The sequence below is a fragment of the Nostoc sp. LEGE 12447 genome (assembly GCF_015206985.1).
Classification (GTDB): Bacteria; Cyanobacteriota; Cyanobacteriia; order Cyanobacteriales; family Nostocaceae; genus Nostoc.
This window is the reverse complement of sequence record NZ_JADEXT010000063.1, coordinates 1-16,201: the sequence shown is the minus strand read 5'-3', so window position 1 is coordinate 16,201 and position 16,201 is coordinate 1. Positions and strand designations below refer to the sequence as shown.

The window sequence follows — 16,201 nt, the reverse complement described above, 5'->3', positions numbered from 1 at the left end:
TAGGGGCGTACAAATATAGGCCCCTACTAGAGGTAAAAATTAATATACCTTGCGGTAGAAGTAAAAACTGTACGTAAACATTTAGGATGCCTGTGAGCCTGAAATATTGAATATATTTATACATTACCACGGCTCATAAAATAAGAAGAGGAGCATTTTTTTGTGCAAAAAATTTTATTAACTTTAAAGCAAGCCTTACGTTCAAGCTTTTTGGTCGTTGGTTTAATTATTTTCATTAGCTTGTCAGGTTCTTTCATTTTTGTTCAGCAAGCTAGTTATGCAACTACTCTTGAAGAATTAAAGCTAATACCGCCAGAGTATAAACCAAATTCTGAAGAAAAAATTAATCGTGCTAACGAATTTGACCCAGGTATTGGTATTCAAGAAGAAGAACGACAAGAAGCTTATGAGCAAGCAATAAAAGATTCAAAAAACCTTACTACTATAGAGAAGACTTACGAAAGAAATTTGAAGGCTGAACAAGAACAAAATCCCCCAGAAACTTTTGGTGAAAAAGCTAAAGGAGTTATTGAAAAGGTGACTGGTAAATAGAGAATCATAGACCTAACCTTCAACCCCTTCCCTCAAAGGGAAGGGGAGTAAAATTGAAAGCTTATCCCCGAATGGTGTACAGCTTTAGAAAATTAACCTTTGGTATTAACACACAATACCAAAATTTATTTTATTCAAATTCATCAACTGTCGTCGGGGTATTAGCCTTTCTCTGATTAGCAATATTGCGCTCATACCACTTCATTAATGGAGTTGCAGTAATGCCATGTATAATCACAGAAGCTACAATGGTAGTGTAAGTTATCCAAGCAATTTGTTCGGCAGCCTCACCTTTTAAGCCATTACTAAAGGCATAGGCGAGATAATATAAAGAGCCGACACCGCGAATACCAAACCATCCAATTAACCACCTAGTTCCTGGATGAAAGGTTCGGCGGTGCGATTCTACAGGACGTTTGCCTATTGTGCTAATCCAAACCCCTACAGGTCGGATTATAAATAATAATAAAACTATCACCAATAAAGATTGCATAGCGTAATTGAGGATTGGCTGGAATAATAATATTGATCCCAATAGTAAAATTGTTCCAACTTCCAGCAGTTTTTCAACTTGCTCAACAAATTCTAATTGTGCTAGCGGTTTTTCGGGGTCTCTATAACTGCGTTGGACAACTAACCCCGCAACAAATACTGCTAAAAACCCATAGCCATTAACCATTTCTGTTAAAGAATAAGTTAGTAAAATTGTGCTAATAGCAATAAAATCTTCCATTAACTCATCAGCACGACGGCGTTTTTGAATTTTCTTTTCAATCCAGACTATAGATTTGGCAACAACAATTCCCATAACAATACCAGCTGCGATCGCCCAAATTAAATCAACCGCAATCCACTGTTGAAACCAGTTACCCCAGTTGTCATCTTTTAACGCATGAAGACCAAAATAAACGAAGGGAAAAGCTAAAGCATCATTTAACCCACCTTCAGAAGTTAGACCAAATCTCAACTCATCTTTATCGTTTATATCGGTAAGTTGTACTTCTGATGCTAATACTGGATCGGTTGGTGCGAGAATTGCTCCTAATAAAATTGCTTCTCCCCAATTCATCCCTAAAAACAATTTACCCACAACAGCCAGCGCAAGAATTGAAATTGGCATCAAAAATACAATCAATCGGGCTGTAATACCCCAAGCCCCCAACTTTAGAGGACGAACAATTCTTAAGCCGCAGCTAAACACAGAAATAATTACTACAAGTTCTGTTATTTTTTCCAGTAGTTCGGCATTAAAAACTTCATCTCGACGTAATTGAATCAGCCCAAAGGCATAAGGGCCTAGTAAAATACCAACTAGTAGATAGATTAGGGCAAAAGAAAGAGGTAGGCGAGCAATCCAACCTGACCCTAATGTTACCATCAGCAGAAGTAGACCAATTACAAATAGGTCAATAATATAGATATCTACCATATAGAGATTTGTATAAAATTAAGCGTTACTTTGTAAGCTTAATTGCAATACTTTTTTATTAGCATTACCTATGGGCAGATTTTCTGGAATTAAGGATTAGATATTCAGATGCGCCACCAAATTAGACAAAAAGGGAATAGATAAAGCAGTTTTCCTTTGCATTAAGTACAAAGCTACAATTTTTGAGGTATGAGGCGGGAGATAGAAACATTTTTATATTTTGATGCGTGAGTCTTGCATTTTCTATCTCACTTACTTGCAAACTGCTGTAAAATCGCACTTCTATTCTTCGCATCTGCCCTTAAAACAATGGGATGTAGCACGCGAATATGGTAGCAGCACACAGATGTACTACTTTTTCACTCAAATATAGCTTTTTAGTACAAATATACTATAATAGATATAGCGTCCACAAAGCCTAATTAAATGCCTAACGGCTGTGTGAAAACCTTCTGGAAGATGGATTCAAGGGTTAGTTCGATGATGAAGCATTACATTCTCAACCTCAATCCGACTGCCAAACATGAATGGGATCGGTGTATTTTACGCGATCCGCTAACTGCCAAACGCCCAGACATTGCTAAACTAATTGCTGAAGCGGTTGGTGCTGATACAGGCAGTTATTTGGTGAGCGTGAATATCGAAGTTCAAGTTTTGGAGCAAGCCGCAGTCCCTCAAGCAGAACAACTCTCGCTTTCGTTTCCAGAGGTGAGTGTGCAGTCACAACCACAACTGCGGGAAGCGGCCTAATGCGATCGCTTGAAACATGTGCATAATCAATTTAGTGTAGCTAAGTTGAGAGCAAAATTAGCGTAGCTTGCCGCCGTAGGCAGCGCTCAACAACTCATATTATTTAACCAGACAACGCAAGACAAGGGGTTTCCAAAAAACAAATTATCCAAAATTATTTATAGGGGTCCCCTAATTCTGCCACCGTGTACTAGAAGTTCGCCAAGTGAACTTGGCGGGGTAAAGGGTAAGGGGGAAAGGGTTTAAATCCCTTACCCTTTCCCCTTTCCCCTTTCCCCAGTCCTCACAAGCGCATTTTTGGGTTGGCAGACTACTAGAATCTGTGGGACAACAGTTGAGCAATTTGCTGATTAATAGTTGCAACATCAAAACGCTGACTAGCAGTAGTCCTGGCATTATTGGCTATAGTTGCAGTTATTTCCGTCTCCTGAAGACAGGTGATAATCACCTGTGCAAGTTCCTGGGGTTCTGCTGGTGTCACTAGAAAACCATTAAGTCCATGTTCTACTAATTCCATTACACCCCCAGCTTTTGCTGCAACTACAGGTTTTCCACATAGCATCGCCTCAACAATCACTCTACCAAAGGGTTCTGGGGAAGTAGAAGTATGTGCCACTAAGTCACAAGCTGCCATTAACTGGGGAATATCTGAACGAAATCCTAAAAATTTAACGCGGTTTTTTAGTCCCAAATCGGCAACTTGTTGGTGTAATTGTTTGACATAATTTTGTTCGCCAAACAGTGCATCCCCCACTAAAATTACTGTCACCTCTGGCGGACATTTGGCAAGAGCATCAATTAAAATATGCTGTCCTTTCCAAGGTGCAAGACGGCTAAAGTGTCCGACTACAAATTTTCCTGGCAATCCTAATTCTTGCTGTAATTGATTAATGTCAGATTCATCAGTTTGATAAATTTTTGGATCAAAGCCGTTATAGACAACTTCGACTATATCTGAGCGTCCCCCCGCTTGGATAAAGGCTGTTTTACTAGCTTGGGAATTAGCAATTACTAATGAGGCACAACGATTAGCTAAGTTAATCGCAATGCGAAGATTAGTTTGACTAAAATGTTCGCTTGAGAGAATATCGTGTAAATGATAAACCAGAGGACGACGACTAAAAAAACTTGCTAATGCTCCGACAACTAATGCTTTTTGGGTGTTGGCATAAATTAAATCGTATTCATGCGCTTTTTTTATAACTTTAGTAATCAAAGGTGCAAGTTGTTTTAAACTCTTTAATCCTTGCACCAAACTGCTTTCTTTTCGAACTTGGATTGTTTGAGTTGAGAGAACTTCTACTGGGATATGATTTTGCTGTAGTAAATCTTTAAATGGGCCATCTGCAAATAAACCTACTAAAGCGCTATGAGAGTATGGTTTAGCAATATCAATTAAACATAATTCTGCACCGCCGGGTTTACCGCTTTGGTCTAAGAAAAAAATTTTCATAAAACTTCCTTATAATACAATACGATTCAGACTCGATTTATCGCGTCTCTACAAAGCAATTTTTTTGTTTCTAGTTTAATTTAATAGAACATTTCGCACTTGTTGAGCAATTTGATTCCAGTCGTAGTGTGTAGTCGCGTAATGACGACAGGCTTCTCGTGAAGGTATGGGTATGTTTCCCAAAAGCACTTGTTCTAATTTTTCAGCAATAGCTGAGGCTTCTGTAGAAGTAGTAATTAAATCGGGTGAAAAATCTGATAAAATTTCTGGCATCCCACCAACTGGTGTACATAAAACAGGAGTACCACAAGCTAGAGATTCGACTATTACTAATCCAAAGCCTTCAAAAGATTGGCTAGGCATTATAGTCAATTCCGCAGCTTGATAAGCTATAGGTAATTGCTTATCAGGGAGAAAACCTAAAAATTTAACGTTGTCGTCTAATCCTAATTCTGTAGCCTGTTGTTGTAGTGCAGCTTGAATGTGACCACGACCTGCGATCGCTAGCCAAACATCTGGTATTCTAGGCTTAATTATAGCCAAAGCTTGTAATAATTTATCAACTCCCGTTCGATGCACTAAACGGCGTGATGTAAATATAATCCGGCGATTGTTTGGCCAGCCTAGCTGTTTACAAGCATCTTGGCGTGATAAATTTGGTTGAAACCAGTTAATATCGACTCCACCAGGAATAATATTAATTTTGCTCCACGGTACTTGATATTTATCATGTAATATTTTACCAAATGCTTTGCTCAATACAATGAAGCGATCGCAGCGATTATATGTGTTTTTTTCTATTAGGTGATGCTTAATCAAAAGGCTGAGATTTTTATTAACTACCTCTTGCTGACTTTCAGAAGCCCAAGGGCCATGAAAATTAAAAGTAACTGGTACTCCCTTTGGTAAAATATCTAAAAGCGGAAAGCTATATAATGCAAAGTGTAGATTAATAGCATCTGGTTTGTTTATTCTTGTTTTCTGAAAGTTAGTGCGAATAGACCATAATCTTTGCCAAATAGCACTATCGGGAGAAGCTAAGTTAGTCAGCTTAATCGGCGAATTTAGTTCAGCCTCTGGTAGACCGACTCCGCATAATTCAACCTGGTCTTTATTGGCTGCCAATTTATGAGTTAGTTCATACATGTACCTTTCTAATCCTCCAGGATTTTTGGGAAACCAGCCTAATCCCAATGTGAGAATAGATGCAGATGATGAAGCTAAATTTTCTGGTTTATTTTTCACTAATATGTCTCCTATAAATATCTGAAAATAGTCGAGATGTATAACTGTAAGCCACTACAGGATGTTCCAAAGATTAATTACTAAACCTCATCTATGTTGAAACCTAGAGTTTTTTAAAAGATATATTTATGTAGGTTGGGTGGAGTGAAACGTAACCCAACATTACCACCAAATTTTATGTTGGGTTACGCTATCGCTGCACCCAACCTACAAAACTACGGTTCTCAAGGTAGACAAGGTTTAGAATTTCCAAATCAACATTTTCAATAAGATTTTTATATAGAACACCAATTTATAAACTATTTATATGTCAACGTCAACAAGGGATGAAACCTTGTGTTTTTATTAACTACATAATACCGATTAGGACATATATGATACTTATGAATTGGCAAGGTGAATACTAGATATAGAGAGACAAAAATCACTATAAATTAATAATTATAGAAATATCATGTATTAATATTTACGATATTTGGTTACTAAACGGTAGCTATTAATACCTTTAAGAAGATTTTAGAGATATTGGCTGAAAAATTAAATAATAAAAGAATTTTTGTAAAGATAGTGTAAAATTATCGCTTATTTATAATAATTATATTTTTTACTGATTTCTCAAAAAATGATTGTATATAAATAATTAAAAGCTGAAAAACTATATGATAAATAAATTAATGGCGGAGTTAGGAAAACTCCGTCACAAGCTTAATCAGCAAATCAAAAAATTATCTAAACTTAGATATTTACAAAGAAGTAAAACTTTCAACTTTTTACTCAGTTTGACTGTTGGAGTCATTGTTACTACCCTTGGTATTACAACAGACTGGGCAACAACAGAAACACCCACGCTTACATACAAAACATCGTGGACAAGTAATTCAATTGACAGTACAAATCTGCTGGTACAAAACAATACTGAAACACCCACCCTTACTTACAAAACATCGTGGATAGGTAACACTATTGGTAGTGGAAATCTACGGGTACAAAACAATATTGAGGCAATGTATGTTTCTCCTCATGGCACAGTTTATACCAACAGCCATTGGGATGAGGCGGGAATGGAGGCAGCCATATATAAAGATGGTAAGGTTATTGGTGCTATTGGCGATACTCACGGCTGGAGTCGTGGAGGTGGCATTGCTGTAACAGCAAATAGTAAATATATTTACCTTGCCATGACTCAGGGATCGAAGGGCAAAACTGACGAAGATTATCCCCCTGAAGGTACAAGTTGGCATTGCGTTAGACGCTATGATTTGTCGGGAAAACCTGCACCGTTTCCTGAAGGGCGTGGCTGGGATAAAAGTATGTTAATTACCAGTACTAAAAGTGAAGTGACTGGATTAGCAACAGTAGGAAGCGAGTTGTATGTGAGCGATTTTGCTGCTAACCGCATTCGTGTCTATGATACTGATACGATGAAGCAAGTACGCAGTTTTACCTTTGCCAATCCGGGAGCAATAACTGTTGATCCACAAAAAAATCTGTGGATTATTCAAAGCAAAAATGGTAGTAAACCTGCCAAAATTTTACATTATTCCCAGAGTGGAAAGCAATTGCCCGAACAGATTGCAGATATCGTTGAACCAACTGCGATCGCAGTTGATCGTCAAGGTAAGCTGTTAGTGGCAGAAAATGGCCCGCGTCAGCAAATATTGATTTATGACATCAAAGATCAGCCAGTACAGACGGGTAGTTTTGGCTCTAAGGGTGGTATTTATACAGGAGTTGCTGGCGAAGTTGGAGATTTGAAGCTTTACGGACTTACCGGAGTTGGTGCAGATGCTTCAGGTAATATCTATATCAATAGTAATGGTTTCAACAAATCGGGAACAGATTTACGGAAATTCTCGCCATCGGGAAAACTAATATGGCGATCGCTAGGATTGATATTCGTCGATAATGCAGATGCCGATCCTAAAACTGATGGTGTAGATTTATTCACCAAACAAGAACACTATCTCATGGATTACAGTAAGCCTGCTGGTAAGCAATGGACTTACAAAGCTTACACCTTAAATCCTTTCAAATATCCTCAAGATCCCCGTCTACATACATCACCCGATGGAACCTTTGTGCGCCGCATCCAAGGGAAGCCGTTCTTGTTCCTCACAGATATGTACAATAGCTTCCTGCAAATATATCGTTTTAATCCAGATAAAGATGGTAAAGTTGCCATCCCAGCCGGAATGTTTGTCGGTAGCAATGGCGCAGACAAACCATTTCTCGCCGGAAATTGGCCGCCGAATCAACCACAAAAAGGCGAATGGATCTGGCGCGATCGCAACGGTAATGGCAAATTTGAAAATAATGAATATGATACCAGCAAAGATTATCCTTATATCGGTGGATGGTGGGTAGACAGCAAAGGAGATGTTTGGAAAGCTTTGCGAACAGAAGATGGCATTCGCCACTATCCTTTACAGGGAATAGATGCTAAAGGCAACCCCATCTACAACTATGGTTCGATGGAAAAGCAAACTACTCCCAGCATATTTAACGACTTGCGGCGGATCGAATATTTCCCCGAGACAGATAGTATGTATTTGTCAGGCTTTACAGTAGCTCATCCGGCCTTCGGTGACGATACTGGAGTTGCTGGATCTGAAATTGCTCGTTTTGACAATTGGAGTAAAGGAAATCGTACCCCCAAGTGGCGAGTTGTGATTCCCTACGACACCACCGGCAAACGCGAAGTATCTACAGCAGCCATGAGTGTGGCGGGCGATCGGGTATTTGCTGTGAAAGTCAAAACCGCAGAGGTATATGTCTATAATGCCAAGACGGGAGCGCAAGTACAACAGTTAAAACCAGGCCCAGAAGTTGGCAGCGAAAGTGGCTGGATTGATATACCTTATGGTATCCGCGCATTTCGTCGTTCAAATGGTGAGTATCTGGTATTTGTGGAAGAAAACTGGAAAGGAAAAGTGATTATGTATCGGCTAGCAGGTTGAGTATTTACTAGCTGATTTGCAATCTTGGTTAAAAGGGCAAAGAAATTAAACTACCTCTTGCAGCTTTTGACTGAGATACATCGCAATTCCTTTCTCATAGTAAGCAGCTTCATTAATAAAAATAGGATAAACAGTAGACTCTCCCTCATAGAAAATATCTTTTCCTGCAAAAGTCAGAAACATTGGATCGCCTGGATTCAAAGGTTCATAGTCTCTAAACTGAAGCTGGGGATGAATCATGGCTTGAATCTCCCCACTTTGCAACCCGCCGTAATCATCGCTTCTAGGATAATCGATAGTTTCAATATATTGATAGAGTGTAAGCTGGCTGCTTGCCTGCGGAATATTACCTTGATTGCACCCTTCAAAATAGTCTAAAATTGCATAAATAAGCTGCTCTGTTTGCTGAAATAATTCAGCATTTAAAATATTCTGAGCCACAGCACCAACTTCGATAACAAAACCCAATTCGCACAAAGAACGAAGAAAACCACCTTCTTTAGATTGCTGATTCACAAAAACCTTTACCATCGGATTGATAGAACTTAAATAAGCAGCTAACCGAAGTAAGAAAGGATTCAGATCACAAAAAATCAGACTTAACCCCATGTTGGCAGTTGTGCTGTGCAAATCAACAATTACATCTACAAATGGCAGATTTTGCGGTTGCAGTATTTGTTGGATTGCTTTCGCCCGCGTATCTTCATAACTTGAGAGTTGAGGATTTTGTAAACCTTGATTGGTGAAACAACGGTTTAAATCCCTGTCAATGTATCGTTTACCTTCTTCAATAGCTTTAAGATTGCCAAGTAATGGCAGAGTTTCAAAAGTTGTCCTATTAATTAAATTTGGATACTGCTGAAACTTTTTGACTAGATATACTCCTGTTAACTCATTACCGTGGTTTCCTCCAACGATCGCAACTCGTTTAATCTGGCTCATAACAACCTCACTGTCTCCCCTACGGTTATTGAGAATAGTGCAAGATACAAGATAGAAGTATAACTGTTGCTGACTAAATCTTGTAAAAGACTGACGCGAACGCTCCATGTTCGAGCCAAAAAGTGATAACTGTTATACCAATTTAATGTGAAGCTGCACTAAATGAGTAACTCTCTATTCTTGGCGCTCTTGGCGTACTTGGCGGTTCGTTTAATATTCTGTGCATCTTCATGCAGAATTGGTATTAAGCTGTTAGCTTTAGCACAAAAGGAGTGAAAATTTATGGAGTATAATTTTCAAGCGCTCGTTGAACTTTACAAAAACGCCCTCCTCAACGACGTACTCCCATTTTGGGAAAAATATTCTCTTGATTGGCAACAAGGCGGCTATTTCACTTGCCTAGATCGCTACGGCAAAATTTATGATACAGACAAATTCATCTGGCTGCAAAACCGCCAAGTGTGGACTTTTTCGATGCTTTACAACCAGCTAGAAAAGCGCGAAAACTGGCTAAAAATTGCCAGCAATGGTGCTAATTTTCTCGCCCAACATGGCAGAGATAGTGATGGTAACTGGTACTTTGCTCTCACCCGTGAGGGAAAACCACTGGTTGAGCCTTACAATATCTTTTCTGATTGCTTTGCAGCGATGGCATTTAGTAAATATGCACTCGCTGGGGGCGAAGAATGGGCAAAAGATGTGGCAATGCAGGCTTATAACAACGTTTTACGCCGTAAAGATAACCCGAAAGGCAAATATAATAAAACCTATCCCGGCACACGCCCGATGAAATCATTGGCTGTACCAATGATTTTAGCCAACCTGACTCTAGAAATGGAATGGCTGCTACCAAAAGAAACCCTAGAGAATGTCCTAGCTGAGACTGTCAGTGAAGTGATGACCAATTTTTTCGACCCAGAGCGGGGACTAATGTACGAAAATGTTGCCCCTGACGGTTCCCACATAGATTGTTTTGAGGGACGGCTGATTAACCCTGGTCACGGTATCGAAGCTATGTGGTTTATCATGGATATCGCCCACCGGAAAAACGATACCAAAACTATTAACCAAGCTGTTGATGTGGTGCTAAATATCCTGAATTTTGCTTGGGATAGCGAGTACGGCGGATTGTATTACTTTATGGATGCAGACGGTCATCCTCCACAACAATTGGAATGGGATCAAAAATTGTGGTGGGTTCACCTAGAGTCTTTGGTTGCATTAGCAATGGGCTATCGTCTAACAGGGCGTGAGGTATGTTGGGAGTGGTATCAAAAGATGCACGATTATGCCTGGTCACACTTTGCCGATTCAGAGTACGGTGAGTGGTTTGGCTATCTCAATCGACGTGGGGAAGTATTGTTAAACCTCAAAGGTGGAAAATGGAAAGGATGTTTTCACGTGCCGCGTGCATTATATCTTTGTTGGCAGCAGTTTGAGGCATTAAAGTAAGTTGAGCTATCTCAGCAAGTAGATTTTTCTAGCTAACCACTTAGCTAGGATTTATTGGAATTGAAAGTTTATTTGAAGTAAACGCACTTTATAAAAATCTATATAATGAGATAACTAAACCTCGTCTACCTTGAGAACCGTAGTTTTGTAGATTGGGTGCAGCGATCGCATAACCCAACATAATAAATAAGGTGGTAATGTTGGGTTGCATTTCACTCCACCCAACCTACATAAATATATCTTTTAAAAAATCTAGGTTTCAACATAGATGAGGTTTATAATGTGCTGTAAATTAAGAGTTAAAGCTATTAGCCATCTGAATTAAAGCTTTAATTTTGTTTTAATTACTGCCTCATCTCTAAAGCCTACTAACACTGCTGTTCCATCTTTAACGAAAATTGGGCGTTTTAGCAGCATTGCATCGTTAGCAAATGCGTCAATCCACTGTTGCTCAGTCCAAGTCTTCTTTTCATCTCCTAAAGCTCGATAAGACTGACCGGAGGTATTCCGCATGGGAGCAGAACCCAAAGACTTCATCCAGTTTTGGATCATCTCACTCTTGGGTGGAGTTTCTTTAGTATTGATGAATTCATATTCAATGCTATTGCTTTGAAGCCACATCAGAGCTTTTTTGCAAGTGCCACAGTTGGGAATTCCGTAAACTTGAATGAACATAAAGTAGTTAAGCAATAATTACCATTTTTATACATAATATAATCGATGTAACCCTTATTTTAAGTTTTTTGAAAGTTTAGATTTTACTTCTTGTGGGTGCAAAGAGTTTATGAGAGTTTTAAGAGGATATTTGAAAAGTGTTAGGCGAATAGAATTCGCTACTACACAAACCAAGTTCACCTCCGTGGACTAATAAAAAATCAAGGGTTTTGTCTGTGTAGCCGCAATTTCTAATCGCCAGGGCTAGTAAAAAATTAGACTTTTCCAACATCCTCTAATAGCATTAGTATCTCTGTATTCGTTAAGCACGTAAAATTTAGGTCGGTTATTACCCACATTAGTCTGATTGTTATTAGTCAGAATGAAGTGGTGCAATAAATTGCACTCTTACCAAAGCTAAATATAGAGGTAAACTATGTTTCCTTTTTGGGGTAATCCTTGTTATGGAAGCGAACCTATTTCGCACAAAGCTAGCTTAGAACGGAAATTAAAATTCTTGATTTGGATACGAGATGATTTAGAGTCCAAACTGGCTGGTATTAATGCTTCTATTGATACCATTCGGCAGCAAATAGAACGCTCAGACTCAGCTACTTAGAATTTAATTTTTGCAGACATTTGTACTTCAAACGACATGCTTTAATTTTATACTTCGATAGTTGATCGGGAGCGATGTCTACGATGGGCTACGCCTACGCCTTGTAGAAAACCTTAAAAACAAGACGTAGATGCGTAGCAGTTTGTCATTAGACATCGCTCAAGCTGCCTTTGCCGTTAGTTACAGTTTGGGTGAGTTGAGTGACGGGAACCGTTACAACTATAGGAACTTGCGAAATAGATTTTTTACTCGTACTCCGCTTTCGGCTAGAGCCACCTGCCTTTGAATACTCCATACTGTTTTTGCCATAGACAGTTGCAACTGCACTAAGCATCCTCTCAGATAGTTCCGAGAGTCCTCTGTCCATCTGATTCATCGTTTTACGAGATTCCTCAAGATTAGACAGAAGGGTATTATGGGCTTCTAGCGTGGCACGGGTATTATCAATGAAGCGGGTATAAGCTTCAATTGTTAATCCATGCCCTAAATCCAAGTTCTCATTAATGGATTTAAGCAGTGCAAGACGGCGTTGAGCTTTGTCCACAGCAGCAGAACCGCGAGTTTTTAAAGACATAGGAGATATTTCTTGAATAGTTCTATTTCAACATAGCGGAATGCCTTTCTACGTGAGATGAGTAGTTTTGTGGATTTAATTAAGAGTTAATATTGAGAGTTTCTCTGTATTTTTACTAATCCATCCACCTGTATTTGTCTGTTGTTTTGGGATAAACGCAATCATTTATGTAACAGCGTCCTCCGAAATAGCAAATGTAGTCGCTGAAATAGCAAATGTAGTCGCCGAAATAGCAAATGCGATCGCCGAAATAGCAAATGCGATCGCCGAAATAGCAAATGCGATCGCCAAAATAGCAAATGCGATCGCCGAAATAGCAAATGCTGTCGCTGAAATAGCAAATGTAGTCGCCGAAATAACAAATGCGATCGCCAAAATAGCAAATGCGATCGCCGAAATAGCAAATGTTGTCGCCTGTTATAGAAGAGTGAGTGCCTTAGCGTTCCGCAGGAAAGCTATCGCTTTACAAAAAACCTCAAAAATAAAGCGATCGCCAGAATGCCCTATCTCTTCACGGCAATGGATGTATAGTCACGAATCCTGAAACGTAGATAATTATTTCTCCCCTTTCCCTGACTCTTATGGCCACGAGGGGGCTTGCACAAGTGCGATAATTGGTGAAAAAATTGATCCGCGAGAGCCGAATAGGGTATTCTCGTTTCGCAAGGGACGCACGAGGAAATCAGTGAAAGTTTTAGTTGTAGGTAATGGAGGGCGCGAACATGCTCTGGCATGGAAACTGTTGCAATCTAAGCAAATTGAGCAAGTTGTCTGTGTACCAGGGAATGGGGGAACAGCAAGTATGGAACGTTGCCAGAACTTGCCCCTAGGAGTAGATGATTTTGAAGGCATCAGCCGATATGCTCTAGAACATGGCATAACTCTAGTAGTAGTTGGGCCAGAGGTACCTCTATCTAAAGGAATCACAGATTACCTTCAAGATAAAGGATTGATGGTATTTGGCCCAGTCAGAGCGGGAGCGCAAATTGAAGCGAGTAAAGCTTGGGCAAAAGCCCTGATGCAAGAAGCAGGGATTCCGACGGCACGGGCTGCGGTATTTACGGAGGCAGGAGCAGCAAAATCTTATGTCAAGTCTCAGGGAGCGCCAATTGTCGTTAAAGCTGATGGCTTGGCAGCTGGTAAGGGTGTGATAGTAGCTGAAACAGTTGCACAAGCAGAAAGTGCTGTTGATGCAATTTTTCAGGGACAATTTGGTAGTGCTGGTGAATTTGTCGTCATTGAAGAATGTTTAATTGGGCAAGAGGTATCAGTTTTAGCATTAACGGATGGGTTAACGATTCGTCCCTTGCTGCCCGCTCAAGACCATAAGCGAATTGGTGAGGGCGATACAGGCGAGAATACTGGTGGTATGGGAGCATATAGTCCAGCACCCATTGCGACACCAGAATTGATGGCACGGATTCAAACAGAAGTCTTAGAAAGAGCGATCGCAACCTTACGAGCTAAAGGCATTGATTACCGGGGTGTGCTGTATGCTGGCTTAATGATTGCACCCGATGGCGACTTGAAGGTTTTGGAATTTAACTGTCGCTTTGGCGATCCAGAAACCCAAGTGATTTTGCCATTATTAGAAACACCCCTAGAAGAGTTACTTCTAGCCTGTGTACAACAGAGGTTAAGTGAATTACCGCCCATTGCTTGGAAAAAAGGAACATCTGCCACTGTCGTTGCCGCTTCAGGTGGTTATCCCGGAGAATATGAGAAAGGGCAGGTTATTACTGGTATTGGCAACGCAGAGGTAACAGGAGCAACTGTATTTCATGCAGGTACAAAATTAAACCAGCAACAAGAAGTTGTGACAGATGGGGGTCGAGTATTAAATGTGACTGGAATCGGAGAAAATTTTGAGCAAGCGATCGCCCAAGCATACTCTGGGATCAAATATATTCAGTTTGAGGGCATATATTACCGGAGAGATATTGGTCATAAAGTGGTGAGTGCCAAGTAGGAAAACGAACGCTATAGTAAGCGATCGCATTGAACATATATTCGGACTTACACAAAGCTAGATGCTGTAGGGGCAATTTATGAATTGCCCATATTGGCTATTTATTATTTGCGTAAGTCCTGGAAAGATAGTATTTTGGACTGCCTGTACCACACCCTGACAAATGGTCGAATGGGGCTATTGCTGCTCGGTCGAAGGCGTGACATCGGCGGATGGAGAAACTGAAGCTTTGAGTTTTCTATGGAATGCTGGGACGATCATCCTGCTTTACGGATTTAGAATTGCTCGGTTTCTTTTAATTAGGCGCTCTTACCCCATTTTGTCCCAATGCAGAATAGTCTCTGGGTGGGAAAAGGCTAGCTTGACCATTTACATCATACTTAAATCCTTTGACAGGAACAATTTGCTTGAACGTAATCCCTTGAGCGGGAGCGGGTGATATGCTTGCGTTTCTCCCATAAGCATCTGTATAGATTACTGAATTTGCAGAATTGCTAAATGCAAGACCAGAAAAGTGAGTTTCTATTTGAGTTGTTCCTCTAAAGGGCGATCGAGGGTCGTCCCACTCGACTTTACTACCAGCAGCTAATGTTTCTTCGCAAAGTAGGGTTGTAGAAAGAGGATGCGCTGGGTCGTAGCAGCTATTCACAGTCCTATTGATCTTCGTTGTGGTAGACGGATCATAAAAACGGGAAGGATTTGTGACCTTAAAGTAAAAACTTTTTTCAGCAAAGCCAGTAAGCCAATATTCACTATTTCTTGTATTTACATCTGCCGTTTTTTGATCAACTGTCCCACGCTGGTAACAACCAGCAGTAGGAATGGCGCGATGGGCATCACCATAGGGTTGATTCGTAGGGGAGGGAGTAATACCAGGATTTACCGATAAGTCACACAAAGAAGTTTCAGGTTCTTTAAATTCTCCGGCAGCACCAAACAAAGCAAAATGCTTGAAATTGAAGGGTTCAAGCCCATCACATTTACCAGACGCAAACATTTCATGGGCTGTATTTACTAGCGCATCCGGCGAATGTGTACCCATGTGCAGTTTTAAGCTCACGTCACAGGATTTAATTAAACTGCTGTTGCTGGCATTGAACATCTGCCAATTGTTGGCAACAAGAACCTTATGCCCAAAGTGATCTTCATTTCTATGAACAGATGGATTAGATGGATTATTAGTTGCTAGTTGCTCATTTACATAGCCAAAAGCTGGCATCCCTGCAATATTAAATGCCTCTGAACTGAGCGGATCGTCGCCATGCTCGTGACCGTATGTACAATACATACTTGTTTCAGGGTTGAAATCTACAGGCGGATGCCATGTGGGGTATACTTTGCCATCCTCGCCGTTGGTCAAATAAGTATCGTGCATCCACTTGGGGCATTCCCATGTTTTGCCAGGAGACCACAGCCCATAGGATTTGGCCAGAATCTGGGAACTGGTTGGTAGTTGGTTTTGTGTTCGTATTGGTCTGCCAGAAATAGGAATAACAGGCGAACCTTGGTTTACATTGTTGGATTGGATTTTTTGTATCTCGTCAATTTTTTGCACTGTATCCTTCGCCCAGAAGGCAAACCAATTAAAGCGCATAGAACGGTTAG

16 protein-coding genes are annotated in these 16,201 nt (G+C 40.2%); 7 read left to right on the top strand and 9 right to left on the bottom strand.

Annotated features, from left to right (window positions below; genetic code table 11):
• Positions 1–162 precede the first annotated feature (162 nt).
• A complete protein-coding gene (locus IQ274_RS32925; RefSeq protein ID WP_194144808.1) occupies positions 163–552 on the top strand; it encodes a hypothetical protein in 390 nt (129 codons plus the stop codon).
• Positions 553–682: 130 nt separating this feature from the next.
• Here the strand turns inward: IQ274_RS32925 and IQ274_RS32920 are convergent, their stop codons facing one another.
• The gene (locus IQ274_RS32920) at positions 683–1,981 is read right to left on the bottom strand and encodes a cation:proton antiporter (protein WP_163935743.1); all 1,299 of its coding nucleotides are present in this window, start codon (positions 1,979–1,981) and stop codon (positions 683–685) included.
• Between the two features lie 480 nt (positions 1,982–2,461).
• On the opposite strand from IQ274_RS32920, the gene IQ274_RS32915 reads away from it, so the two are divergent.
• Positions 2,462–2,731, top strand: a complete 270-nt coding sequence (locus IQ274_RS32915; protein ID WP_012409476.1) for a hypothetical protein — start codon at positions 2,462–2,464, stop codon at positions 2,729–2,731.
• Positions 2,732–3,044: 313 nt separating this feature from the next.
• On the opposite strand, the gene IQ274_RS32910 is transcribed toward IQ274_RS32915, so the two are convergent.
• Complete coding sequence (locus IQ274_RS32910) at positions 3,045–4,184, bottom strand: glycosyltransferase family 4 protein (protein ID WP_194144807.1); 1,140 nt, start codon at positions 4,182–4,184, stop codon at positions 3,045–3,047.
• Positions 4,185–4,259: 75 nt separating this feature from the next.
• Complete coding sequence (locus IQ274_RS32905; RefSeq protein ID WP_194144806.1) at positions 4,260–5,429, bottom strand: glycosyltransferase family 4 protein; 1,170 nt, start codon at positions 5,427–5,429, stop codon at positions 4,260–4,262.
• 144 nt (positions 5,430–5,573) lie between these two features.
• On the opposite strand from IQ274_RS32905, the gene IQ274_RS37615 reads away from it, so the two are divergent.
• Both IQ274_RS37615 and IQ274_RS32900 read left to right on the top strand, forming a co-directional pair.
• On the top strand, positions 5,574–5,699 hold the full coding sequence (locus IQ274_RS37615) for a hypothetical protein (RefSeq protein ID WP_265578595.1): 126 nt from the start codon (positions 5,574–5,576) through the stop codon (positions 5,697–5,699).
• Between the two features lie 389 nt (positions 5,700–6,088).
• Complete coding sequence (locus tag IQ274_RS32900) at positions 6,089–8,386, top strand: hypothetical protein (RefSeq protein WP_194144805.1); 2,298 nt, start codon at positions 6,089–6,091, stop codon at positions 8,384–8,386.
• Between the two features lie 45 nt (positions 8,387–8,431).
• Here the strand turns inward: IQ274_RS32900 and IQ274_RS32895 are convergent, their stop codons facing one another.
• A complete protein-coding gene (locus tag IQ274_RS32895; protein ID WP_194144804.1) occupies positions 8,432–9,328 on the bottom strand; it encodes an aspartoacylase in 897 nt (298 codons plus the stop codon).
• 282 nt (positions 9,329–9,610) lie between these two features.
• On the opposite strand from IQ274_RS32895, the gene IQ274_RS32890 reads away from it, so the two are divergent.
• A complete protein-coding gene (locus IQ274_RS32890; RefSeq protein ID WP_194144803.1) occupies positions 9,611–10,780 on the top strand; it encodes an AGE family epimerase/isomerase in 1,170 nt (389 codons plus the stop codon).
• An 88-nt stretch (positions 10,781–10,868) separates the two neighbouring features.
• Here IQ274_RS32890 and IQ274_RS37610 read toward each other — a convergent pair whose 3' ends face one another.
• The gene (locus IQ274_RS37610) at positions 10,869–10,991 is read right to left on the bottom strand and encodes a hypothetical protein (protein ID WP_265578594.1); all 123 of its coding nucleotides are present in this window, start codon (positions 10,989–10,991) and stop codon (positions 10,869–10,871) included.
• Positions 10,992–11,101: 110 nt separating this feature from the next.
• Positions 11,102–11,455: a Spx/MgsR family RNA polymerase-binding regulatory protein gene (locus IQ274_RS32885; RefSeq protein ID WP_194144802.1), complete on the bottom strand. Its 354-nt coding sequence runs from the start codon at positions 11,453–11,455 to the stop codon at positions 11,102–11,104.
• Between the two features lie 415 nt (positions 11,456–11,870).
• On the opposite strand from IQ274_RS32885, the gene IQ274_RS32880 reads away from it, so the two are divergent.
• Complete coding sequence (locus IQ274_RS32880; protein ID WP_041565423.1) at positions 11,871–12,053, top strand: hypothetical protein; 183 nt, start codon at positions 11,871–11,873, stop codon at positions 12,051–12,053.
• A 148-nt stretch (positions 12,054–12,201) separates the two neighbouring features.
• On the opposite strand, the gene IQ274_RS32875 is transcribed toward IQ274_RS32880, so the two are convergent.
• Together IQ274_RS32875 and IQ274_RS32870 are read right to left on the bottom strand one after the other, a co-directional pair.
• Positions 12,202–12,627: a hypothetical protein gene (locus IQ274_RS32875; RefSeq protein ID WP_194144801.1), complete on the bottom strand. Its 426-nt coding sequence runs from the start codon at positions 12,625–12,627 to the stop codon at positions 12,202–12,204.
• A 165-nt stretch (positions 12,628–12,792) separates the two neighbouring features.
• Positions 12,793–13,002, bottom strand: coding sequence for a hypothetical protein (locus IQ274_RS32870; protein ID WP_194144800.1), 210 nt, complete (start codon positions 13,000–13,002; stop codon positions 12,793–12,795).
• Positions 13,003–13,312: 310 nt separating this feature from the next.
• Between IQ274_RS32870 and purD the strand changes: the two genes are divergently transcribed.
• Positions 13,313–14,596: a phosphoribosylamine--glycine ligase gene (gene purD, locus IQ274_RS32865; RefSeq protein WP_194144799.1), complete on the top strand. Its 1,284-nt coding sequence runs from the start codon at positions 13,313–13,315 to the stop codon at positions 14,594–14,596.
• Positions 14,597–14,891: 295 nt separating this feature from the next.
• Here purD and IQ274_RS32860 read toward each other — a convergent pair.
• Positions 14,892–16,201 (bottom strand): hypothetical protein (locus tag IQ274_RS32860; protein WP_228058546.1); only part of this gene is annotated, 1,310 nt, incomplete at its 5' end.

Excerpts from the sequence above, each read along its gene's own strand:
- IQ274_RS32920 (WP_163935743.1), bottom strand. The coding sequence starts at position 1,981 with ATGGTAGATATCTATATTATTGACCTATTTGTAATTGGTCTACTTCTG.
- IQ274_RS32915 (WP_012409476.1), top strand. The coding sequence starts at position 2,462 with ATGATGAAGCATTACATTCTCAACCTCAATCCGACTGCCAAACATGAA.
- IQ274_RS32910 (WP_194144807.1), bottom strand. The coding sequence starts at position 4,184 with ATGAAAATTTTTTTCTTAGACCAAAGCGGTAAACCCGGCGGTGCAGAA.
- IQ274_RS32900 (WP_194144805.1), top strand. The coding sequence starts at position 6,089 with ATGATAAATAAATTAATGGCGGAGTTAGGAAAACTCCGTCACAAGCTT.
- IQ274_RS32895 (WP_194144804.1), bottom strand. The coding sequence starts at position 9,328 with ATGAGCCAGATTAAACGAGTTGCGATCGTTGGAGGAAACCACGGTAAT.
- IQ274_RS32890 (WP_194144803.1), top strand. The coding sequence starts at position 9,611 with ATGGAGTATAATTTTCAAGCGCTCGTTGAACTTTACAAAAACGCCCTC.
- IQ274_RS37610 (WP_265578594.1), bottom strand. The coding sequence starts at position 10,991 with ATGCAACCCAACATTACCACCTTATTTATTATGTTGGGTTATGCGATC.
- IQ274_RS32885 (WP_194144802.1), bottom strand. The coding sequence starts at position 11,455 with ATGTTCATTCAAGTTTACGGAATTCCCAACTGTGGCACTTGCAAAAAA.
- IQ274_RS32880 (WP_041565423.1), top strand. The coding sequence starts at position 11,871 with ATGTTTCCTTTTTGGGGTAATCCTTGTTATGGAAGCGAACCTATTTCG.
- IQ274_RS32875 (WP_194144801.1), bottom strand. The coding sequence starts at position 12,627 with ATGTCTTTAAAAACTCGCGGTTCTGCTGCTGTGGACAAAGCTCAACGC.